General features: G+C 71.0%; 22 protein-coding genes and 1 pseudogene. 14 read left to right on the top strand and 9 right to left on the bottom strand.

What is annotated here, in order from left to right:
• Positions 1-151 (top strand): annotated as a pseudogene (locus V6V89_RS25985) (GNAT family N-acetyltransferase); the annotation flags it as partial.
• An 87-nt stretch (positions 152-238) separates the two neighbouring features.
• Here the strand turns inward: V6V89_RS25985 and V6V89_RS25980 are convergent.
• The 5 genes from V6V89_RS25980 to V6V89_RS25960 all read right to left on the bottom strand — a co-directional run bounded on the left by V6V89_RS25980 (position 239) and on the right by V6V89_RS25960 (position 5,466).
• Positions 239-2,512, bottom strand: a complete 2,274-nt coding sequence (locus V6V89_RS25980; RefSeq protein WP_334621963.1) for an ABC transporter permease — start codon at positions 2,510-2,512, stop codon at positions 239-241.
• Positions 2,505-3,188 carry an ABC transporter ATP-binding protein gene (locus V6V89_RS25975; protein WP_334621962.1) on the bottom strand — a complete coding sequence of 228 codons (684 nt, stop codon included), beginning with the start codon at positions 3,186-3,188 and terminating at the stop codon, positions 2,505-2,507. Before V6V89_RS25975 ends, V6V89_RS25980 begins: the two co-directional genes overlap by 8 nt.
• Positions 3,181-3,711 carry a PadR family transcriptional regulator gene (locus V6V89_RS25970; RefSeq protein ID WP_334621961.1) on the bottom strand — a complete coding sequence of 177 codons (531 nt, stop codon included), beginning with the start codon at positions 3,709-3,711 and terminating at the stop codon, positions 3,181-3,183. Before V6V89_RS25970 ends, V6V89_RS25975 begins: the two co-directional genes overlap by 8 nt.
• Positions 3,712-3,776: 65 nt before the next feature.
• The gene (locus tag V6V89_RS25965; RefSeq protein ID WP_334621960.1) at positions 3,777-5,039 is read right to left on the bottom strand and encodes a hypothetical protein; all 1,263 of its coding nucleotides are present in this window, start codon (positions 5,037-5,039) and stop codon (positions 3,777-3,779) included.
• Positions 5,029-5,466, bottom strand: coding sequence for a SigE family RNA polymerase sigma factor (locus tag V6V89_RS25960; RefSeq protein WP_334621964.1), 438 nt, complete (start codon positions 5,464-5,466; stop codon positions 5,029-5,031). The genes V6V89_RS25965 and V6V89_RS25960 overlap by 11 nt, the downstream gene beginning before the upstream one ends.
• A gap of 56 nt (positions 5,467-5,522) precedes the next feature.
• Between V6V89_RS25960 and V6V89_RS25955 the strand changes: the two genes are divergently transcribed.
• Genes V6V89_RS25955 through V6V89_RS25940 form a run of 4 tightly spaced genes read left to right on the top strand, consistent with a single transcriptional unit; the run spans position 5,523 to position 8,082 of the window.
• Positions 5,523-5,885 carry a hypothetical protein gene (locus V6V89_RS25955; protein ID WP_334621959.1) on the top strand — a complete coding sequence of 121 codons (363 nt, stop codon included), beginning with the start codon at positions 5,523-5,525 and terminating at the stop codon, positions 5,883-5,885.
• Positions 5,886-5,888: 3 nt separating this feature from the next.
• Entirely contained in the window at positions 5,889-6,581 is a 693-nt protein-coding gene (locus V6V89_RS25950; RefSeq protein ID WP_334621958.1) for a hypothetical protein, read from the top strand.
• A 2-nt stretch (positions 6,582-6,583) separates the two neighbouring features.
• Positions 6,584-7,204 (top strand): hypothetical protein, encoded by a 621-nt coding sequence (locus V6V89_RS25945; RefSeq protein ID WP_334621957.1) that lies wholly within the window; start codon positions 6,584-6,586, stop codon positions 7,202-7,204.
• Entirely contained in the window at positions 7,204-8,082 is an 879-nt protein-coding gene (locus V6V89_RS25940; RefSeq protein ID WP_334621956.1) for a hypothetical protein, read from the top strand. The genes V6V89_RS25945 and V6V89_RS25940 overlap by 1 nt, the downstream gene beginning before the upstream one ends.
• Here the strand turns inward: V6V89_RS25940 and V6V89_RS25935 are convergent.
• Positions 8,021-8,725 carry an Asp23/Gls24 family envelope stress response protein gene (locus V6V89_RS25935; RefSeq protein WP_334621955.1) on the bottom strand — a complete coding sequence of 235 codons (705 nt, stop codon included), beginning with the start codon at positions 8,723-8,725 and terminating at the stop codon, positions 8,021-8,023. The two genes, V6V89_RS25940 and V6V89_RS25935, sit on opposite strands and share 62 nt — an antisense overlap.
• 5 nt (positions 8,726-8,730) lie before the next feature.
• On the bottom strand, positions 8,731-9,270 hold the full coding sequence (locus V6V89_RS25930; protein WP_334621954.1) for an RNA polymerase sigma factor: 540 nt from the start codon (positions 9,268-9,270) through the stop codon (positions 8,731-8,733).
• Between the two features lie 242 nt (positions 9,271-9,512).
• On the opposite strand from V6V89_RS25930, the gene V6V89_RS25925 reads away from it, so the two are divergent.
• From V6V89_RS25925 to V6V89_RS25895, 7 genes are all read left to right on the top strand, one after another.
• A complete protein-coding gene (locus V6V89_RS25925) occupies positions 9,513-9,992 on the top strand; it encodes an Asp23/Gls24 family envelope stress response protein (protein WP_334621953.1) in 480 nt (159 codons plus the stop codon).
• Entirely contained in the window at positions 9,989-10,471 is a 483-nt protein-coding gene (locus tag V6V89_RS25920) for a hypothetical protein (protein WP_334621952.1), read from the top strand. Before V6V89_RS25925 ends, V6V89_RS25920 begins: the two co-directional genes overlap by 4 nt.
• Positions 10,472-10,841: 370 nt before the next feature.
• Complete coding sequence (locus tag V6V89_RS25915) at positions 10,842-11,285, top strand: Asp23/Gls24 family envelope stress response protein (RefSeq protein ID WP_334621951.1); 444 nt, start codon at positions 10,842-10,844, stop codon at positions 11,283-11,285.
• A 16-nt stretch (positions 11,286-11,301) separates the two neighbouring features.
• Positions 11,302-11,838: a DUF6286 domain-containing protein gene (locus tag V6V89_RS25910; protein ID WP_334621950.1), complete on the top strand. Its 537-nt coding sequence runs from the start codon at positions 11,302-11,304 to the stop codon at positions 11,836-11,838.
• Positions 11,838-12,413, top strand: coding sequence for an alkaline shock response membrane anchor protein AmaP (amaP, locus tag V6V89_RS25905; protein ID WP_334621949.1), 576 nt, complete (start codon positions 11,838-11,840; stop codon positions 12,411-12,413). Before V6V89_RS25910 ends, amaP begins: the two co-directional genes overlap by 1 nt.
• A 37-nt stretch (positions 12,414-12,450) precedes the next feature.
• Positions 12,451-12,672 (top strand): hypothetical protein, encoded by a 222-nt coding sequence (locus tag V6V89_RS25900; protein ID WP_334621948.1) that lies wholly within the window; start codon positions 12,451-12,453, stop codon positions 12,670-12,672.
• Positions 12,673-13,338: 666 nt separating this feature from the next.
• The gene (locus V6V89_RS25895) at positions 13,339-16,479 is read left to right on the top strand and encodes a BTAD domain-containing putative transcriptional regulator (RefSeq protein ID WP_334621947.1); all 3,141 of its coding nucleotides are present in this window, start codon (positions 13,339-13,341) and stop codon (positions 16,477-16,479) included.
• A gap of 63 nt (positions 16,480-16,542) precedes the next feature.
• Here V6V89_RS25895 and V6V89_RS25890 read toward each other — a convergent pair whose 3' ends face one another.
• Positions 16,543-17,391: a helix-turn-helix domain-containing protein gene (locus tag V6V89_RS25890; RefSeq protein WP_334621946.1), complete on the bottom strand. Its 849-nt coding sequence runs from the start codon at positions 17,389-17,391 to the stop codon at positions 16,543-16,545.
• A 105-nt stretch (positions 17,392-17,496) separates the two neighbouring features.
• On the opposite strand from V6V89_RS25890, the gene V6V89_RS25885 reads away from it, so the two are divergent.
• Positions 17,497-18,249 carry an SDR family NAD(P)-dependent oxidoreductase gene (locus tag V6V89_RS25885; RefSeq protein ID WP_334621945.1) on the top strand — a complete coding sequence of 251 codons (753 nt, stop codon included), beginning with the start codon at positions 17,497-17,499 and terminating at the stop codon, positions 18,247-18,249.
• Between the two features lie 176 nt (positions 18,250-18,425).
• A complete protein-coding gene (locus V6V89_RS25880) occupies positions 18,426-19,031 on the top strand; it encodes a response regulator transcription factor (protein ID WP_334621944.1) in 606 nt (201 codons plus the stop codon).
• A gap of 1 nt (position 19,032) precedes the next feature.
• Here V6V89_RS25880 and V6V89_RS25875 read toward each other — a convergent pair whose 3' ends face one another.
• On the bottom strand, positions 19,033-21,351 hold the full coding sequence (locus V6V89_RS25875; RefSeq protein WP_334621943.1) for a sensor histidine kinase: 2,319 nt from the start codon (positions 21,349-21,351) through the stop codon (positions 19,033-19,035).
• Between the last annotated feature and the right edge of the window lie 44 nt (positions 21,352-21,395).

The following is a 21,395-nucleotide window of genomic DNA, read 5'->3' as shown; positions in this document are numbered from 1 at the left end:
CGGCGCTCTGCTCCAGCTCACCCTCGGCCACCGCACACTGCCCGAAGTGCTCGACACCTGGCCGGACTGCCTCCTTCGCGACCGCGTCACCGAACACTTCCTGACGACCGCGTTTCCTCAGGTGCCGGTCCGCGTCTGGCCCCGCAACTGACCAGCGAACGATCTGCCGGAAGCCCGCGGCGGGTCACCGCCGCGGGCCCCATGGCATTCAACTGGTCAGCTTGGTGCGCTCACGGCGTCATTCGGTACGTAAGCCGTCGGGGCGGGTCAGGCGCCAGAGTGGAGGGAGGCTGAGCAGCGTGACAATGGCCATGACCCCGGCCGCCAGCCCGACCGAGAGGCCGACCACCGGCCAGCTGACCGAGATCGGCACGGTCACCAGGCGCAGCAGGACCGCGCCGAGTGCCAGGCCGAATCCGACCGCCAGGGACAGCCCCAGCACCACAGGCACGACCGTCTGCCACACCACCGACCACAGCAGCGTGCCGCGGCGGGTGCCCATGGCGACCAGGATCGCCAGCAGCCGGCGTCGCTCGCGCAGGTGCTCCAGCACGCCGACGAGCAGGCTCGCGCCGACCAGCAGAAGGGTGACCACGGCGCCGATGTAGAGCCCGCGCCGCACGTTGGCGAACCGGTTGGCCTCGTCCGTGCGAGTCAGGCGCCAGACGTTGCCCAGCGGGTCGGTTGCCGCGACCGTGTTGCGCACCCGCTCGACCACGTCGGAGTCGCCAGGGTCGATGCGCAGCGACACCCAGGCCTCCACCGGCCCGTACCGGGACAGGTCGGCTGCGCCTGGGGTGAGAAACAGGCTTGCCTGGCGATTGAAGCCGCCGGCGTCGCGGCGGCTGGGGACCTCGCGAACACTGCCCGGCACCGTCCACCGCAGTTGCCGCTCCGTGCCGACCAGGAGCCGATCGCCTGCGGCGACGACCTGCACATCGGCCGGGACACCCGGGCCGAGTTCGGATGTGAACACGTCGCCGTCCGCACAGCGTTCCAGCACGAGGGCCTCGGCCAGCGCCGCGCAGTCCGCCACGAAGACGCCGACCATTTGGTCTGGCTGATTGACCTTGGTGGCGACCGTGCCCAGGATGCCGGCCGCCGCGGTGACCCCCGGCACGGCCCGCAGACGCTGCGGGAGTTCTCTCCCGTCGACGTTTCTGACCTCAGCGACGAGGTCGGCCCGCGAGGTGTCGGCGCCGGTGTCGGTGCGGAAGTCGCCCTCCACGCCCGCGAAGAGCATCTGGAGCCCGATCGTGCCGGCGACGGCCACCGCTATCCCATTGACCATCCGGGCCGAGGTGGCGCTGTCGTGCTGGAGGCGGCGGATCGCCAGCTGCCAGGGCACCGCTCCACCCCGGATGCGGCGCACGACCAGGTCGATGACCCAGGGCAGCAGGGCCACCGCGCCGATCAGCAGCAGGACGGCGCCGGCTGCGATCTGGTACCTGTTGTCGACGGTGCTGGAGCGGATGTCGCCGAACAGTGGGTAGAGCGCGGCGAGGCCAAGCAGTGGCAGGATCAGCCGCCACCACAGCCGGCGGCGGGTGGTGCCGGCGCGGCGTGACACGCCGAGCGGCTCGATCACCACACTCCGCATCGCCACCATGGTCACCGTCACCGCCAGGGCCGGCACAGCCGCCGCTACCGCGAGGGCGAGGAGCGGGCTGGGGCGCAGGTCGGCGGCGTACAAGCTGACGTCCCAGAGGGTTGCCAGCGGCGCGACCTGGCGGCCGAGGAGGAAAAAGACCACGCCAGCCGCCAGGGACAGCAGCGCGGTGGCGAGTGCCTCGCCGCCGGCTATCCGGCGGGTCATGGGCTGGTCGGCACCGACCAGTCGCAGGGCGGCCAGGCGCCGGTCGCGCCGCTCGCCGCCGAAGCGCACGGCCGTGCCGATGAGCACCGCGATGGGCAGCAGGAGTACCACCGAGATGACCACGATGAGCAGAGAGAGCACCGGGCTGAACTCGGCGGTGCCGAACTCCCCGAACGCGGTGATGCGTTCATGGTTGCCCGGTCGCAGCTGGTCGCTGCCGAGGTAGTACGCCAGCTCCTGCGGGCCGGCCAGGCCAGCGGGGCCGATGGTGCCGACGACGCGGGCGCCGCCCAGCCGCGGTGCGAACAGGTCGGCGTCCTTCGAGGCCAGCAGAGCACGGAGCGCGGGGGAGACGACCACCTCACCGGGCTGGGGCAGCCGGGCGATGCCGGGTGGGACCGGTGCCCGCGGCCCCTCCGCACGCAGGAGGACCGCGTACACCGCCTGGTCGCGAAACGCCGCGTCGAACTGTTGCGCCACCAGCACTGTGTTGTCCGCGGGCGGGCGGTCGCCGATGGACTGCCAGTCGCGAGCATCGACCCGGGCCTGGCGGGCGTCGAGCGCACCGGGCACGGCGGCCGCGAGCAGCAGCGCGGCCACCCCGATGCCCATGGCGACAGCGGCCAGCAACGCGCGGGTCCACCCGTCGCGCCCGCCGGCGATCGCCAGGCGCGCGCCCAGCAGCAGGTCACCCATGGCGGGCACCCGTTAGGTCACGGACGCGGCCGTCACGAACCACGACCTCCCGGTCCGAGTACGACGCGACGCGCGCCTCGTGGGTCACCAGCACCACGGCGGCGTGCGACTCCCGGGCGGCTCGGGTCAGCAGGCGCATCACCCGCTCGCCGTTGAGCGAGTCGAGCGAGCCGGTCGGCTCGTCCGCGAAGATCACCCGCGGCTTGGTCACCAGGGCCCGCGCCACGGCCACCCGCTGGCCCTGGCCCCCGGAAACCTCGCCCGGCCGCTTGCGGGCCACGTCAGTCACCTCCAGCCGCTCCAGCCACTCCATGGCACGGCGCTCGGCCTCACGGCGGCGCACCCGCTCCATCCGCAGCGGCAGGGCCACGTTTTCCAGGCAGGTCAGCTCCGGTACGAGCTGGCCGAACTGGAACACGAAGCCGAACTGCCCCCGTCGCAGCGCGCTGCGCTCGCGGTCCGGCATCGTGGTGAGCTCGCGGCCCTCGTAACGCACCTGGCCGGAGTCGGGACGCACGATGCCGGCCAGGCAGTGCAGCAGCGTCGACTTACCCGAGCCGGACGGGCCCATCACGGCCAGCACCTCACCGGCGTTGACGCTCATCGAGGCTCCGTCGAGCGCCGGCGTCGCGCCGAACGCCTTGTGCAGGCCGTCGGCGACCAGCAGTTCAGCCACGGGACCGCACCTCTCGCGCCAGCTCGTCCAGCCGGGCCGCTGTCAGCTCCAGCCAGCGCAGGTCGGCTTCCAGGTGGAACAGGGCGTGGTCGCAGATCAGCTGTTCGGCGAGGTCACCCTCGTCCTTGCGGCGGGTCAGTTCACGCATCAGCCGCAGGTGTTCGGCGGTCTGGGTGTCGAGCAGGTCGGCGGCGGGCCGGTCGGTGAGCAGCGCCAGCACCACCTTGGTGTAGAGGACGGTCTGCAGGTACGGCTCGGGCTTCTCCGGCTGGGACAGCCAGCGACCGACGTCGGTGACGCCGGCGGAGGTGATCGCGTATCGCTTGCGCTCCGGCCCTTCGCCCGGCTCGATGCCGTCCACCTCAACGAGGCCGCTTTTCAGCAGGCGGGACAGGGTCGCGTAGACCTGCCCGTAGGGCAGGGGACGGGTCCGGCCGAACCGCTCGTCATAGGCGCGCTTGAGGTCATATCCATGCCTGGGGCTGGACTCGAGCAGCCCCAGGAAGGTCTGTCCAATCGACATGACGGGCACTATACATCATGGTGTATACACTCAACGTATACACGTGGCCGCTGAGCGCGGGAGCCTCACCACAGCCGTTTCAGGTCCAGCATCATGAACGCGCCGTCCGGGCTCCGCCAGGTCTGCACCGGCGACCGCGGATCCGAGTCGTACCGGTCGAAGAAGGATCCGCCGACGGTGCCACCTCTGGGGGACTCCCGCTCGATCGTCGCCGCGCGGCCGCTGCCTCGATCCCACACGACCCAGCGCTCGGCGATGCCGCCGATCGCGAGACGCCCGTCGAGGCTCGGGTTGAGGCCGCCCCTCTCCCTCAGGTCCAGATAGTTACCGCCGTTGAGATCCTGGAGCGCGGCGAAGCCACCGACGGTCCAGCCGGTGCACCACGCGGGTCCACATGCGACGGTGGATTCCATCTCGTCGTTGGCGCTCCACTTCAGCCGCTGACCGGTGGCGACCTCGATCAGGGTGCCGGTGCGCTCCGGCTCGCCGAAGGGGGTGCCGGGGTACTGGGAGGTGATCCACCCCGGGACGGTGGAGAGCCAGTAGCCGCGCGAGCCCGGCACGTCGGTGATCGGCCCGCCCGCCAGCGGTAGCCGGCGGATCACGACGTCGTCCTGACCCTGGCCGGGGCCGTACTGCTCCCAGATCATCGCGTCACCGGCCAGGACCACCCTCCCCGCGGTGGCGCTGGCCGGCAGGTCGGCCAGGCGGCGCGCCTCGCCGCCGGCCAGTGGCACCGACCAGGCCTCGCGCACCGTGTTGCCCTCTCGCCGGCCCTGCAGGAACCAGACCACGCGGTCGTCGGTGACCCGAGCCGTCGTTACCCGCGGCGCGTTCAGGCCGTCCGTCACCGACGCGGTGGCCACGGCGCGCACGGCTCCGGTGTCAGGGTTGAGGAACAGCGGGCCCGCCGCGCGACCATCGGGGATGACCAGCAGGTCGTCTCCGTCCGTGGTGTCCGCGACCCGGTAGGCCGAACCGTCTGGCAGTTCCGAGGGCAGCCGACGAACCGCGTCCGGCCACACCACCTCGGGGCCGGCGAGCCGCGCGAAGTCGGGGATGCGATCGGGCGAGACTACGGGCGCGAGGCCGTTGCGGGACTCCGGCCGCGTCACGGCCACCGCGGTCACCGTGCCGCAGACCACGACGGCGACTGCGGCTGCCGCTACCTGAGCGACCCAGCCGGACCGCCGTCGCGGCTGGAACGCGCGTTCCGCGCGGGCCACGATCCGGGTCAGGTCGGGCGGGGGTACCGGCTGTGTGGCGATGTGGCTCCGGACGGCGGCTCGCACCCGCTCGTCCCGGTCGTCCTGTGACTCAGTCTTCATCGAGGTGCTCCCTCAGGGTCGCGAGCGCGCGGTGGAGTAGGGATTTCACCGTGCCGGGGCGGCAGCCGAGCGCCTCGGCGATCGCCACCTCGGGCAAGTCGAGATAGAAGCGGAAGAACACCGCCGCGCGCTGGCGGCGGTTGAGCGCCAGCAGCGCCTGGCGCACGGCGGCGCCGTCCTCCGTCGAGGGCGAGGACTCCGGCGGCGAGCCGCGGGCCACGTGCCGGCGGGCCACCACGAGGCGCCGCCACCACGACCGGGACCGGTTGACCACCACCGTGTGTAACCAGCTCTCCGGGTCCCGGACCGTGGGCCAGCGCCGGTACAGCTCGACGAACGCCTCCTGCACGATGTCTTCGGCCGTCGCCATGCTGTCGGTGATCACGTACGCCAGTCGGATCATGCCGTCGTAATGCGTCCGATACACCGCGCCGAAATCGTCCAAGGCGCTCCCGCCCGTTAGGGGCTCCTCTACTGCGGACCGTGTCACGCTACCTGGTCGCGCCAGCCACCCGATCGGTTCCATCCGTTCGCGGCCGGGATACGGCGACGTTTTGGAAGCCTGGTAAACCCTCAGCCGGCGAGTACGACATCGGGCTCCGCTACAGCAACGGACCCAACCATGCGATCCAGTACCGGGTGGACGCCGCCGACACCGGCCACGTCAACCTCGACCTGATCTCGATACGCAAGCCAGGGGAGCGGGTGGTGCTGTTCGACGGCGGTGACCTGTCGCAGTGGCAGCACACCGACGGGCGGATGGCGAGCTGGCCACGTGTGGCCGATGGTGCGATGGAGGTCCGCAACGGCGACCTGCGTACCAATGTGGATCGCCCTAGACTCTGAACGGTGGACTTGACGGCTGGTCTTTTCGCCTGGGCCTTCGAAATCTGGCCGTCCTACACGTCCGCCATCGTCCTCGCGTCCCTGTTGATAAGCCTGCTGTTCGCGCCGCTGATCGTAGTGGAGGTGCGGCAGGAGGCGCGGCGGATGCGTCACGCCCGGCGGTACCGGACGGGCGATCGGCAGCTCGACCGGGCGTTCATGCTCAGGGACGTGTTCACCGGCCCTCTACTCGCGCTGAAGGCGTTCAGGGGCCTCCTCCAGGCGTCAGCGGCGGTCCTGGTGTTCGTGACGGTGATGGGCTTTTCCCAGCTAGACCCGGACAACGGCGGCGGTCCCCGCTATCTGGAGCAGGACACGGCGCTGTGGCTCCGGCTTCGGGACACCGGCGGCGAGCTGCCGCTCGGCCGGGTCGATCTCGCGCGCAGCGCCTATTCGGCCCTTCAGGAGGACGGATTCGGGGCGGCCGTCGCGCATTCGGTCATTCCGCTTGCCCTCATGGCGCTTTACCTGGTGCGGCTCATCCGTTTCGGGGCACCCGACGGAATGGCGGTCCGGATCGTGATCGCACTGGCGATTTCGCTGCTCACCCCGGGGGCGTTCGTGCTGTATCTCATCACCGTTCTCGTAGCCAACACCGGCGTGATGCTGATCGCGCGCAGGACACCGGCCGGTGGCGTATTCGTCGGCCGGAGCTGACGATGGCGACACCGCATCCGTTTCCCCCGCTCACCTACGCGGACGTGTTCGCCCTCGCCGTGCAGGCGTCGGCTCCGGTGCTCGGTGTGGTGGCGCTTGTGTACGCGTACGATCTCGCGCCTCCCGACGCCCTCGCGATCCTCGCCGTCTCCGTGCTGGCGGCCGTCCTCATTAGACCGTTCACCGCCAGGCGCCTGATCGCCGCCGGCCGGCTCGTGCGGATGGGCCCGGAGTACGATGAGGCGGCCGCACTCGCCCCCGCCGAGCGGGGAGCGGCGTTCGCGCGGCTCAACAGCGAGCGCGGCCGTTGCCTCCAGGCACTCGCGTGGGCGACGGCAGTGCGCTTCGCCGGTCTCGCAGCGGTGGCGCTCGTCGTGCTCTTCCTGCGGATCGAGCCGCTGGAGACCGGGCTGACACACCAGCGAACGTGGTTTCTGGCGTTCCTGTGGGCGCTCACCGCACGCGCCTGGCATCAGATCGTGCGCAACTTCCCGCCCGGGTGGCTCCGCTTCTTCGGCGCGATGGCCCTGGGCGTCTTCCTGCCCGCTCCAGCAGTGCTCTACCTGGTGACGACCGGTGCGGCCGCGACCGCCGAGGTCATGTTTCTGCCCGGACGCCAGTGATGGCCGAGGGTACGGGGGACCCCACGCGCCGGCAGGAACCGGACGCCTTGGACGAGCAGGACACCGGCACCTTCGAGGAGGTGAACCGCAAGCGGGAGTGGGACCCGCACTGGGCATGGGCGTTCTTCCGGGCGGCGAGCATCCGCGCCGCCATCTACACCGCGGTCGTCGTCGCGGCGTCAGGTATGGAGCTGCGTTCGCGCTATCACGTATCGGTGGCCGCGGGCGTAACCGTGTTCGCGTTCGGCGAAGGCGTGATCCGCCGGCTGGGCGGCTTTCCGCGGCGGTTCTCGCATCGCCGGTTCACCAGTGCCTGCGGCACTTTCGGGGCGGTCCTGCCGCCGGGTGTCCCGATGGCGCTGGGGCTTCTGGCGTGCGTGGCCATGAGCGTCCTCACGTACGCCACTGTCGAGTCGGTCGCCCCAGACGTCACATTGTGGGCCGGTCTCGTGCCGGAGGTGCTGTTCGCCGGCGCCCTGGCTGGCCTACTGGTGCTGACGGTCGAGAGCAGCCTGGAGTACCTCCTGGGTGGGCTGGCCGGCCTGCTGGCGAGCCGGGTCGCCGAGGGCCGCGGCGTCATCCTGGCCCTGCTCGTTTTCCTGCTGATCTCCGTCGGCACGGCGCTGGTCCTGCGCCGGGCGCCGGATGGCCTTCTGGGGGCGGAGTTCGCCTGCGGCGGTCAGCTCGGGTACCTGTGGTATCTGGCCGACACAGCGGGCGCCGCCGACATCGTGTCGACGACCGGCCTCGTCAACGCCGTCCTGGCGCTCGGGACTCTGCGGGTCTACTTCGCCCTGAGCACGCTTTCGCAGCCGCTCAAGTTCGTCTCCGTGTCGACGATGATCCTCGGCCTCTACGTTCTTCACGGTCCCCGGTAGGCGGGGGTAGGACGTCGTCGACGGTGATGTTGACGGTGACATGCTGGAGGTCGAGAGTGTCGCGCAGGTCGGCGATGACGCGGCGTTGAACCTGGCGGGCGAGGTGGTCGATCGACTGTCCGTGGGTGACGGTGAGTGCGAGATCGACGACTGCGGTGCCGCCCATGACGCCGGCGGCGGCGTGCGGGTGGCGATGCTGGCGGGTGTCGGCTTCGGCGGCGCGGGCCGTGGCGGTGCTGCGTCCGAAGGCGATGCGGACCCCGGGGACCCGAAGCGCGGCCTGGCGGGCGATGATCGCGATGACCCTGGCGGCCACCTTGATCGCACCGGCGTCGGCCTGGCGCAGGGTGTACCACATGTCGTGGGTGAGCCGGTCGATGTGACGCATGACGGCGGCGAGGATGCCGGTTGGGGTCGTGACCGGCTGCTCGGCCAGTTGCCGGACGGGAGCCCACACGTCGGCGAGCTCGATGAGTGCCGCCTGGCAGTGGGGGCAGTGAGTCTGGTGCTCGTCGCGCTCGGCCGCCCGGCCCTCGGCGACCTGCTCGAGGAGGTTGTCGACGTCGATCCCGCAGGGCACCTGCCGCTGCGTCAGATCAAGAGGGCCGTCGGGCGGTGTGGTTTGCGGTGTTCCGGCGGTCATCGTGCTCACCTCCAATCCTGCAGCAGTGAGGCCAGTGTGCGCCGTGCGCGGTGAAGATGGCTACGGACGGCCGGGACGCTGGTGCCGGTCACCTCGGCGATGTCGGCGTAGCTGAGGTCCTCGAACTGGTAAAGGACGAGAGCGACGCGCTGCGGACCGGGCAGGGTGGTGATGGCGCGGGCGACCGCGTCGGCGGCGGCGCTGCGTTCGACCTGCTCGGGAGGTCCACCGTTGCGCGCGGCCGGTTCCGGCTGCGCGTCGAGCGGAAACGCGGTCCTGGTTCGGTTGATGCGGTTGAGGCTTCTGGTGGTCACGATCCGGTAGAGCCAGGTGGAGAACGCCGCGTCGCTCCGGAAGGCCGGCAGCGCCTGCCAGGCGGCGATGAGGGCCTCCTGTGTGACGTCCTCCGCGTCGTGGTGGTTGCCCAGCATCCGTAGCGCCACCCGGTAGGCGCGGGCAGCGTGGCGCGCGACCAGTTCTTCGTAGGCGTCGAGGAAGCCGTCTCGCGCCCGGCGAACGAGGTAGGCGTCGTCGACGGTGTCCACGGTGCCCTCCCTTGGTGGGCTCGGCTCTGCTCACCGCTGTCAGCCGCGCGCTCAGATCGCCCGCGGAGCGTCGGTGTGGGATCGGTGGGCTACGAGTTACCCGAATGGACGGGCTGAGACCTCGAATTCGAAAGAATCTTGGGCATTTGTGCGATGTCCACGCCGGGCCGGTGTCTAACTGGGTACGAACGACAAAGCGATGACCGCGTTGGCTGGTCATCCCCAGCGAAGGAGCCCTCCTGATGACCCAGACCGCTGTGACCAGTGGCGAAAAGGCGGTTTCCGGTGCCAACCGGAACGTGGAGTCGATGCCGGCGCGGCAAGACCGGCTGAACACCGAGGAAGGCAGGATCAGCGTCGCGGAAGGCGTGGTGCAGAAGATCGCCGGCGTGGCATGCCGGGAGGTGGCCGGCGTGCACGCGATGGGCACCAGCGGCACCCGGGCGTTCAACGCGCTGCGGGAGCGGATCCCGGGCAGCGCCGGCCCCAACGTGGCGCAGGGCGTCGGCGTCGAGGTCGGCGAAAGCGAGGCCGCAGTCGACCTGCAGATCGTCGTGGAGTACGGCGTGAGCATCGCCGAGGTGGGTCGCTCCATCCAGCGCAACGTCAAGCAGTCAATCGAGCGGATGACCAGCCTGAGCGTGGTGGAGGTCAACGTCAGCGTCGATGACGTGTACCTGCCCGGTACAGAAGAAGACCAGCCCGAGTCGCGGGTGTCGTGAGCCGTTCGATTCCCGTGGCGGCGGTCAGCGACGCGGTCGTCGACGGCGTCGACGTCGACGCCGTGGCCACCGCGGTGCGCGGCTGCCCAGGCGTGCTGGACCTGTACGGAGGTCCACCGCAGTTGATCGCCACGTACCTGCCCGGTCGCCGCGTCGAGGGGGTACGGGTCGACCGGTGGGCCGTCGCGGTGCAGGTGCGGGCGCGGTGGGGTGCGGCCGTGTCCGACCTGTCGGCGCAGATCCGGGCCGCGCTCAGGCCCCTCGCCGGGGGCAGGCGAATCGACATCGTGTGGGCCGACGTGGCGGATCCACCGCCCCTGTCAGCCGCGCCAGCAACCACCTCTGGTGCCAGGTCGGCGCCGGAAAGGCGGGGTTCGTGGACGAGGCCGAACGCCTACACCGGGCGCGTCGACGACAATTCATCCGAACCCACCATCCCGACCGGGGCGGCGACCCGGCCGCCTTCATCATCGGCCTAGCGCACCTGGACCGGGTCGGGCCCGGCGAGCGCAACGCCGATCGCGTCCGGGTGGTGGTCATCGCCCGCCGGCCGATCATGGTGCGGATCTGGCGGGCTCTGCGCGGCCGGCGCGGCCCACCAAGGGTGCACTGAGCGCCGTGCTATTGATCGACACCGACAACTGCTCCGGCAGTCTGGATGTGAGCTGACATGATCGGAAAACTCTCTGGTACCGCAGTCGGTATGACACTGGGCTTTGCCCTGGCCTTCGGCAGCTTCAGTCAAATGTTGATCGTGGCCGTGTTCGGTGCGATCGGTTTCGGCATAGCCAAGGTCTTCGCCGGCGACGTCGACCTGGCCCCGTACCTGTCCGGCCGGCGGGGCGAGCGGTGACGACCGGCCTGGTCAACGACGTGGCCGGGACCACGCCGCCGGCGACCGCCCGAGACACCGACGAACCGTCCGGAACGATCACCATCAGCGACGCGGTGGTGGCGAAGCTGGCCTCGCGCGCGGTGCTTGAAGTGCCCGCCGCCGGTGGCGCCACCCCACGGGTACTCGGCCGGGCCGTACCCGGCGCAGGGCACCTGGGCATCCGCGAGACCAGCCTGACCACCGCGCCGAAGGCCTCCGCCGACGTGGACGGGTCCCTCGCCCGCGTCGAGGTCACGATCAGCGTGCGATGGCCGATGTCCATCCGGCAGGTCACCGAGCAGGTCCGTGGCCACGTGCGCGAGCGGGTGCACGCGCTGACCGGGCTGACCGTCGCCGAGGTGCGCGTGACCGTCACCGACCTGGTGACCCACGCCGCGCCGACCGGCCGGGTCCGGTAGCCGAGGAGGCACTGGCATGAGAAACGTCAACCGCCTGATGGCCTTTGTGCTGAGCCTGGCCGTGATCGTGGCCGGCGTGACAGTCGTGGTCGAGGTGATCGCCGAACGTGCTGGGGCCGGCCCGGCCATGCTGGACTGGCCCGCCCTCTATCGGTGGGCGCAGCGCACCACCTGGGGGGCGGCACCGGTGCGGCTCATCAGTTGCCTGCTCGCCCTTGGCGGCCTGGCGCTGCTGCTGGCGCAGCTGGCGCCGCGCCGCCCCGACCGGTTGGCCCTGCACAGCGACGACACCGCCACCGACGCGGCCGTCAGCCGCCGCGGCCTGACCCGAGCCGTCCGCAGCGCCGTCACCAGCGTCGATGGGATCGCCGACGCCAGGGTCAAGATCCGCCGCCGCCGGATCCAGGTCCGAGCCCGGACACCGATGAGCGAGCCCTCCCACATCGCCGAGGTACGCGACACCACGACGGTGGCCGCCCGGCAACGCGTGGACTCCCTGACGCTCGAGAAGCCGCCCGCGCTTTCCGTGCGGGTATCGCCTAAGGAGCGCTGATGCACGCCGACCGCACCAACCGCGCCCTACTGGCGCTGCTCGGGCTGCTGCTGTTCGCCGGCGGCGCCGCCGGTCTCCTCGCCGGGGCCGAGGCCTTCGGTGATGACCTCGACCGCCGTAACCTGCTGGACAATCCCGTCGCCAGGTTCGTCGGCGACAACAGCGCCTGGTTCTGGCCCGTCACGGCACTGACCGCCGCCATCCTCGCCCTGCTGGCGCTGCGCTGGCTCATCGCCGTGCTCAGCCCCGCCCCCCGCGCCGCGGACATCGTCATCCCCGGTGACCGCTCCGCGGGACGCACCACCCTGCGCTCAGGCGCGCTGAGCGACGCGCTCGCGACCGAGCTGGAGACCTACCGAGGTGTACACGACGCCCGGGTCCGGGTATCCGGCACACCCACCGCCCCAAGCCTCGACGTCACCGTCCGCACGACCGAAGACGCCGACCTGGCGCGGCTGCGTCACCGCATCGAGACCGAAGCACTAACTCACGCTCGACAGGCACTCGACACCCCGCGGCTGCCGATCCGCCTCGACCTCACCACCACCGACCACCGATCCAGCCGGGTCAGCTGACAGCTCACACGGTGCCGCCGTCTTCGCCGGCATCTGAGTGGAGCTTCGCGAAGAGTTGGCGGATGTCGCCGACGAGCAGATCGGGTGCGTCGTGGGCGGCGTAGTGCCCGCCGCGGTCGTGGTGGTTCCAGGAAATGATGTTGGTGTGCTGGTGTTCGGCGAAGGCCCGACGGGGGAGTCGGAGAGCGCGTGCGCGAGGGTCTGGGGCTGCTGGCCGTGCACCGCACCGTACGACGCTTCGTCGGCCGCGTACCGCTGAAAGGCTTCCAGCGCCGCCTCGTCCCGCGGCGAGAGGCCAGCCAGCCAGGCTGGATCGTCGTCCGGGGGCGGCGACCAGGCCTGGCAGACATGCGCGCCGATCATGTGATCCGGCGCGACCCGGCCGAGCTCCAGCGAGATGACCGAACCCCAATTGTTTCTGGCCTTGCGCTCGGTCGGCCCGGTGCTGAAGTACGCTGCCGCTTCCAGCCACACCCCAACACGGGAGTGACGTGCGGGCGCCCGTCCGGACGGACCGTCGACAACCAGTACAGCGGAGCGTCCCGCAGCCCTGCGCATGCCGTTGCCCATGGTGTTGGTGTCGCACCGTCGCTGCTGAACGCACCCAGTTCGGACGCGGTCACAGGGGAGAATGAAGTGAGCATTGCTTCCTCCGGCCCAACTACATACGCGAATGCGTGGCGAGTGGGCGGGGGCTGGGCCCGGGCCGAGACGCGACCCCCGACGCGGAGGCGCTACAGGCTCGACGAGCCGCGCATTCGTCGCCGCGCGGCTAGCTGGCATGCTACTCCCGCGTCTGGTGGGTAACGCCACGCGAACTGGGCCAACTCTCTGCGGACCATGTCGGCGACTTTCGGCGCTGGGCCGGGGTGCAGGCGTCAGCAATTTTGATGCCCGCCGCATCGCACATGGCACAATCTGCCCGGTGCAGATCGGGATGCTCGGATCGTTCGAGGTTCGCACGGACGACGGCGTCCTCGTCGACGTGCCGGGCGCGCGACTGCGCGGGCTGTTGATCGCCCTCGCCCTCGAGCCTGGTCGCGTGGTCCCAAAGGCAAGCCTCGTCGACTGGATCTGGGGTGAACACCCGCCCGCCGACGCGACGAATGCCCTGCACCGCTTGGTCTCCCGGCTGCGCAAGGCACTGCCGGAGGGATCGATCGAGGGGCAGACGGACGGCTACCGGTTGGCGGTTGAGCCCCAGGCCGTGGACGCCGTGCGGTTCGAACGCCTCATCACCGCGGGCCAGGTGCGCAATGACGACTCTTCAGGGCGGTTACGGCAGCTGCGCGAGGCCCTCGCACTGTGGCGCGGTGCGGCCATGCAGGACGTCGGTCTGCCGGACAGTGCGGCGTTCAACGCGGCGGTCACCCGGCTCGAGAGGCTGCGCCTGACAGCCATGGAGGATCGGTTCGATGCGGAGATCAGCCTTGGCCACGGTGCGGAGCTGGTCACCGAGCTGACCGACCTGGTGGCCGCGCACCCGGTGCGGGAACGGCTTGTCGCCGCGCTGATGCGTGCCCTCGTGGCGGCCGGTCGCGGCAACGAGGCGTTGGTGGTGTACGAGCGGACGAGAGAGGCGCTGGCCGACGCGCTGGGCGTCGACCCCTCACCGGAGTTGTCCGCGCTGCACGTCGCGCTACTGCGGGGTGAGGTGGGGCGGCGGGAGCAGGAGCGCAGCACCAACCTGCGTGCCGAGCTGACCAGCTTCGTCGGCAGGGACGCTGATGCCGCTGTGGTCCGCGAACTCGTCGCCGAACATCGGCTGACCACCCTGATCGGGCCGGGCGGCTCGGGGAAGACCAGGCTGGCCATGGAGACCGCGCGCGCATTGCTCGGCGACCTGCCGGACGGGGCCTGGCTGGTGGAGCTCGCGCCCATCGGCGCGGACGGTGACGTGGCGCAGGCGACGCTAGCCGGGCTCGGCCTGCGGGACGCTCTGCTCGGCGAGGGCTCGAACGCGGAGCCGACGGAGCGACTCATCGCCGCGATCCGCGAGCGGGAGACGCTGCTGATTCTGGACAACTGTGAACACGTGATCGAGTCGGCGGCAAAGTTGGCCGATCGCCTGCTCGGGGAGTGCCGGCGGCTGCGGATCCTGGCGACGAGCAGAGAACCGCTCGGCATCACCGGTGAGGCGCTGTGGCTGGTCGAGCCGCTGGCCTTGCCGGAGGGCGACGCCGGCCCGGGCGAGATCGCGTCCGCGCCGGCCGTCCGGTTGCTGCGGGACCGGGGGGGCGCGGTGCGCAAGGATCTCGCGGTCGACGCTCACGCGTTGTCGACGATGGTGCGGATCTGCCGGGCGCTGGACGGGATGCCGCTGGCGATCGAGCTGGCCGCGGCCAGGTTGCGCACCATGTCCCTCGATCAGCTGGCCAACCGGCTCGATGACCGGTTCCGGCTGCTGACCGGGGGGAGCCGCACCGCGTTGCCGCGGCACCGGACGCTGCGCGCGGTGGTTGACTGGAGCTGGGAGTTGCTGACCGACGCCGAACGGGTGGTCCTGCGCAGGCTCTCGGTGTTTTCGGGCGGGGCGAGCCTGGAAGCGTCCGAGCGGGTCTGTGCTGGCGACGCGGTCGAGCAGGAGCAGGTGCTGGAGCTGCTCACCGCTCTGGCCGAGAAGTCGCTGCTGCTTCCCGAGGGCGACGGCGCACCGCGATACCGGATGCTCGGCACGATCAAGGAGTACGCCGCGCACCGGCTCGCGGAAGCCAGCGAATCGGACCTGGCGCGCCATGCGCATCTCGCCTACTTCACCGAACTCGCCGAGACCGCCGAGCCGCAGCTGCGCCGCGCCGAGCAATTGCACTGGCTAGCCACGCTCGAGGCCGAGCACGACAACATCGGCGCCGCGGTGCGTGGCGCGATCGCCGCGGGCGAGGCGCAGGCAGCGATGCGACTCGCGGCCGCCGCCGGCTGGTACTGGTGGCTGAGCGGGCGCAAGGCTGAGGGCAACGAGCTGCTCACCGCGGCCACCACCGTTCCCGGCGAGGTGACCGATGACGTCCGGGCCTGGGTGTACGCCCTCATCTCGACGTTCGTGAGCTCCGGGCTGGGCGACGTGCACGTGGCGGCGGAGTGGATCCACAAGGCGTACCGGCTCAGCCAGCGCAGTCAGCACCATCACCCGGCCCTGGTGCTGGTCGTCCCGCTGGAACGCATGTTGCAGACGCCGGACGCGTTGTCCGCTTGGGAACCATTGCTGGACGACAAGGACCCCTGGGTACGGGCGCTGACCCGGCTGCATCTCGGCAAGATGCGGATCATGCTCGGCCAGGGCGGGCTGGATGCGGACGCGTATCTCGAGACGGCGCTTGCCGAGTTCCGGGCGCTCGGCGAACGGTGGGGGATCTCGTTCGCCCTGACCGAACTGGCGGAACGAATCGCCACGCGCGGCGAGTTCGCCGGCGCGTGCGAGCACTACGAAGAGGCGATCGCGGTCGTCACCGAGGTCGGTGCCATCGAGGACGTCATCGGGCTGCGGTCGCGACAGGCTCAGCTGTACTGGCTGCTGGGCGACAAGGACGCCAGCGCGGCTGCCATGGCCGAGGCGCAACGATGCGCGGAACGGGCCACCTGGCCGGGCACGCTGGTTGTGCTGGCCCTGTCGAAGGCGGCACTCGCTCGCTGGAACGGCAACGCCGAGGAGGCACAGCAGCAACTCGGCGTCGCGACGACCATCCTGGGCGACGAAGCGAAACAAGCGAACATCCGCGCGATAACACACGACCTGCTCGGCTACCTTGCCTACGATCTCAACGAGGCCCGTACTCACCGTGCGGCGGCCTACCAGGCGGCGGCCGAGGCGGGGCACGCGCCCCTGACCGCGCAGGTACTCGTCGGTGTCGCGGACCTGGCGCTGCGCCAAGACCAGTACGAGCGGGCCGCGCGGCTGCTCGCGGCGAGCGCCGGCGTGCGCGGACTGCCCGATCGCTCCCACCCGGACGCGGCCCGGATCGAGCGGGCCGCTCGGAGCAGCCTCGGCGACGCGGGGTTTGCCGAGGCGACTCGCGAGGGCACGGAGACGAGCTGGTCTGAACTGGTCGAGGTCACGCTCGCTTCGTGAGCGTCGGGCGTCGAGGTGTCACCCAAGAACCAGCGGCATGAGCAGGCGGCACGCGGCTGACGTCTACGCCACGCGCAGGGCGCCGGACCGCCGGCCAGCGAGTCGGCCCAGCGCCGCCGCGGTTGCGTCGTCGGCAGGCAGGTAGGTAACGAGCTGCTGCTGGTCGGCGTCTGGCAGTGCCAGGCTCTCGTACGCCAGCCGCAGCTCGCCGGCCGTCGGGTGGTGCAGCCGCTCCACGCCGCTGCGCGGCTCGCCGCCGGTGACCCGCCGGTACCGGTCGCTGAACGCCGCTCCCGCGGTGACCGTCAGCTCGTCGATGAGCTCGCGAACGTGCGGGTCAGCGGGGCCGAACTCCGCCTTCAGCGCGGCGGCGCGGGCGTCCGCGACAAGCTCCCATTCCGGGTACGTCGAGCGGGCCCGTTCATCCGTGAAGGCGAACCGGATCAGGTTGGGCGGATCTTCGTCCAGCAGCCCGAGCGGGCCGGCGAGCCGCTCGTACCCGGTGGTGAACGCCAGCACGTCACCCAGCCGATTCACCACATATGCCGGGGTGGGCTCGAGCCTGTCGAGCAGCGCACGCACCGTCGGGCGGACCGTCACGGCCGGCGGCTGAACCTCGTGGCAGGGGAACGCGCCGTCGGCCGCCTTGGCCAGGACACGCATCCGGACACGCTCGCTGGTGGTGAGGTGGAGCGCGTCGGCGAGGGCACCGAGCACCTGGCTCGACGGGTGCCGATCGCGGCCCTGTTCGAGCCGCGTGAGGTACTCCACACTGATCCCGGCGAGAGTCGCCAGCTCGGCTCGGCGTAGGCCGGGCGTGCGGCGACGGGACCCGGCCGGCAGCCCCACCGCGGACGGCGTGAGGGCTTCCCGGCGTTCACGCAGATACGTACCCAACTCGTTGTCGCTCATCGCCACTCCACGCTACCCGGGCGCGGCGACGCATAGCGTGGCCCTGGGAAGGCCACTCTAACGGCGGCCTCCCTACGCGGGCTGCGCACCGGCAGCGTGGGGTGCATGGACATGGGACTTGAAGGTCGTACGGTCGTCGTCACCGGAGCCTCGGGCGGGATCGGCCGCGCCATCGCGCGCGGATTCGCCGCCGAGGGCGCCAGCGTCGTGCTCACATACTCGACGTCGTCCGCGGAGGCGGAGAAGGTCGCCGCCGAGGTCGGCGACCGGGCGCTGGTCATCCGGTACGACATGAGCAAGGAGCAGGACGCGGCGGCGCTGGTGTCGGCCGCACTGGAGTGGACCGGGCGACTGGACGTGCTGGTCAACAACGCGGTTGTCTGGGGCAGTACCGGGGCGCCCGAGGGCCCGTTCGAGCGGGTGCCGGACACCGAATGGGTAGCGACGCTGCGGGCCAATGTCGAAGGCGCACTGCGGCTGTCCCGGGCGGTCGCACCGATCATGCGGGAAAGCCGCTTCGGCCGGCTGGTACACATCTCCTCGACTATCGCCGCTGACGGCATGGCGGGCGGGGAGTACTACGCCGCGGCGAAGGCCGCGCTGCACGGTTTCAGCCGTTCGGCCGCGCGCTCGCTCGGCCGGGACGGCGACATTCTGTCCAATGTGGTTCTGCCCGGTCTCACGCGCACCGACACCAACGCGCAGATCGTCGAGGCGGCCGGCGAGCAGTACGGCTCGCTGGCCGCGCTGGGCCGGCTGCTGGACGCCGATGAGGTCGCGGGCGCGGTCGTCTACCTCGGCTCGGCGGCGAACACCGGCATCACCGGTCAGGCCATCACCGTCAACGGCGGGGCGTAACACAAGCGTCCAACGTGTCCTGAGCGGTGCCGGGTCCACCACGCTGGGGGCCGGCGCGGCGTGAGTAACGCGTCAGCGAGGTGAAAGCGGGCGCACGTATGCTGCGCCCGCTGGTACCGCCGCGGAGACTCCGCGCCCCGCGTACCCGCCATGATCGAATAGGAAGTGAAGCGGGCGTGATTCGGGTGCTGCTGGCCGAGGATGTGCGCATGCTGCGGGATGCACTGGTCGGAGTGCTGCGCCTCGCCGACGACATCGAAGTGGTCGGTGCGGTCGAGGCTGGCGACGCGATCGTCACGACCGCGCTGCGGGTACGCCCCGACGTGGCGGTGATCGACATCGAGCTGCCCGGGCTCGACGGGATCAGCGCGGCCGCCCAACTACACCAGTGGCTGCCAGACTGCAGGACGTTGATTCTTACCGGCGTCGCCCGTCCGGGTACGCTGCGCCGCGCGTTGGCGGCCAAGGTGGCCGGCTTCATGGGAAAGGACGCCGCCCCGGAGGAACTGGTCGAGGCGGTGCGCACAATTGCCGCGGGCGGTCGGATCCTCGATCCGCAGCTGGCGTTCGCGGCGCTGGACGTCGCCGGAAACCCCCTGACCGAACGCGAGTGTGACGTGCTGCGGCTGACCGCGTCCGGTGCCGAACCGACCGAGGTCGCGACCCGGCTGGGTCTGTCGTACGGCACGGTGCGCAACTACCTCGCCGCGGCGGTCACCAAGCTGGGTGCCCGCAACCGCGTCGACGCGATCCGGATCGCCAGCGAGGCCGGCTGGCTGTGAGTTAGACGGCGACGGCCACCGTAGCGCTGGACAACCTCACCTCGGCCCCGGCGGTGCGGATCTCGGCGACGAGGGTGAACCGGTCGCGCTGCCGGTCGATGCTCAATCGGCCGCCAGCCTCGCGGACCCGCGTCAGGAGGTTGGCCAATCCGTTGCCTGCCGTCACGTCCGGCCTACCGGATTGGACGCCGTCGTTGGTGACCCGCAGCCGGATGCCGCCGGGCATCGGGCTGGTCTCGATCTCGCAGGTCGTGGCGCGGGCGTGGCGTACGACGTTGGTGACGGCCTCGCGCAGGACGATCGCGAGCGGCGATTCGACAGAAGGCCCGGGCGTGGCGCGCAGCTCGACCGCGACGCGGGTTCCGGCGGCGGCGAGCATCGAGCGTGCGCTCTCCACCTCCTCGGTGAACGAGAGCCCGGTCGGCTCCGCGGTGATCGACCGCAGAGAGTTCAGCGCCTCCTCGGCGACCTGGTCAGCCTCGGCCAGTTGGATACGCGCCGCATCAGGATCGGTCCCGGCCAACCGCCCGCCGAGCTCGGCCTTGAGCGCGATCGCGGAGAGCTGAAAGCCGAGCAGGTCATGGGTGTCGCGGGCGATCCGGAGCCGTTCGCGCAGCACCGCGAGTCGGGCCAGCTCTCGGCGGGCGGCGACCAGCTGCTCGGCCGCGACCGGGAGGCGGCACAGCGCGGCGACCGCGACCATGGCGAGGAATGCCCAGGGCACGGACAGGAGCGTCCAGAGCAGAGCCTGCGGCGGATTGTCGAGGAAATCGACTCCGAATCTGTGCAGCTCCACGAGCGCTGTGCCCAGAACCAACCCGCTAGCGACGGCCCAGGCCCACGGCCGGCGTACGTGGAAGAGCACAACACCGCCGACTGGACCCGCGTACTCGGGTGCCGGAACGGTGGGGCTCCCGATGGCCGCGATCGAGCAGACGAGCAGGATCTGCAGGGTCAGCGTCCACCGCCACCGTGGCGGCGCGTTGCCGGCGCGCGGCCGGACATGGTGCAGTTGCAGCAGGCTCAGCGGCACGATCAGCGCAAGGACGCAGGCCAGCCGCGGCATGGAGAGGGGGTCGTAAAAGTCCCATCCTCCGCTCGCTCGCGCGAGGGTGGTGACGAGGAGATCCACTTCGAGTACGGCCATGATGCCCCATGCCAGCCATGGCGCGGCGGATACCGGTCGCGGGCCGCGTGCGCCGCTCGAACGGTGCGGCTGGACCGGTATCCGCACGTCGACTCCGCCCATGGTGCCCGGACCGGGCCCGACCCGGAGCCGGCCCCCGAGCTGCTCGACCTCCTCGGCGAAGCCATCGAGAGCCAGCGCGCCGGGTTCGCCGCCGGTGAAGCTCACGCACATCCGCGCTGAGCCGTCCAGCTCGATCCGGCAGCGCCGCGGTGGTACCCCTCGCAGCGCGTCGACCACCACGCGCCGCAGGATCGTCCCGAGTAGGGCATCGACCGGCCTGGGCAGCCGGTCCGGCACGGACCCGACGATCACCTCGACGCCGGTGGCCGTGAGCACGGTGTGGGCGGCGGCGACCTCGCCGGCCAGCGAGCGGTCGCGGTAGTCGTCGGCGACCGTCCGGACCTGGGCCAGCGCCTCCCGGGCCCCGGCGGCCACCGCCCGGGCCCGCTCGCGGTTCTGGCTGGCCTCGCCGCCGGTGCTCCGGCACGTCGCGATGATGGACGCCAACCGCCCGCCCACCACGTCCTGCAGGCGGCGGGCGATACGCAGCCGCTCGCGCGCCACCTCCAGCGAGGCACTGGCGGTTCGCGCGGCGTGCAGATCCCGGACCAGCGCACTCAGACGGGACATGCCGAACAGCAGCAACCCGTTGGCGGTCGCCGCGATGGCGGTATAGGCCGCGCGCACGGTCAGACCGCTGCCATCGGCGTCCACCAGGCCCGGATCGACCGCGACCCGGACGGCCACGTCGCCGAGCACCACCAGAGCCGCAAACACCCAGGAGAACCAGCCGGTGAAGGTGAGGAGCACGGCGGCGATGACGAATGCCGCCGGCGGGTCCCAGATACCGCCGAACACGAAGTAGGGCCCAAAGGCCAGCAGCGCCTGCACCGCCAGCAGCGCGCCAGCGCGGGAACGGGACGGACGGCGGAACGCGAACAGGATCTGCACGGCGCCGAGCGCCACGATGACGCCGGCGCCCAGCACCCGCTCGGCGAGATCGAAACCCGGGTCGTAGCCGCCCCAGGGAACGACGTTCGTGATGCGGTACGCGGAGTAGATCACGACACACAGCACGATCGGGATCGTCGCGAGCCGTACCGGCCTACCGCCGACCGGAAACACGGGCACGATCCCTCCTCGACCGATGTGCAATCTGCACGGCCGGCCGTGCA

Origin of the sequence: Micromonospora sp. CPCC 206061, from assembly GCF_036906915.1 — a bacterium.
In the GTDB taxonomy this organism is placed as follows: Bacteria; Actinomycetota; Actinomycetes; order Mycobacteriales; family Micromonosporaceae; genus Phytohabitans.
The sequence above is the reverse complement of the archived record's forward strand: the minus strand, read 5'-3'. Positions and strand labels throughout refer to the sequence as shown.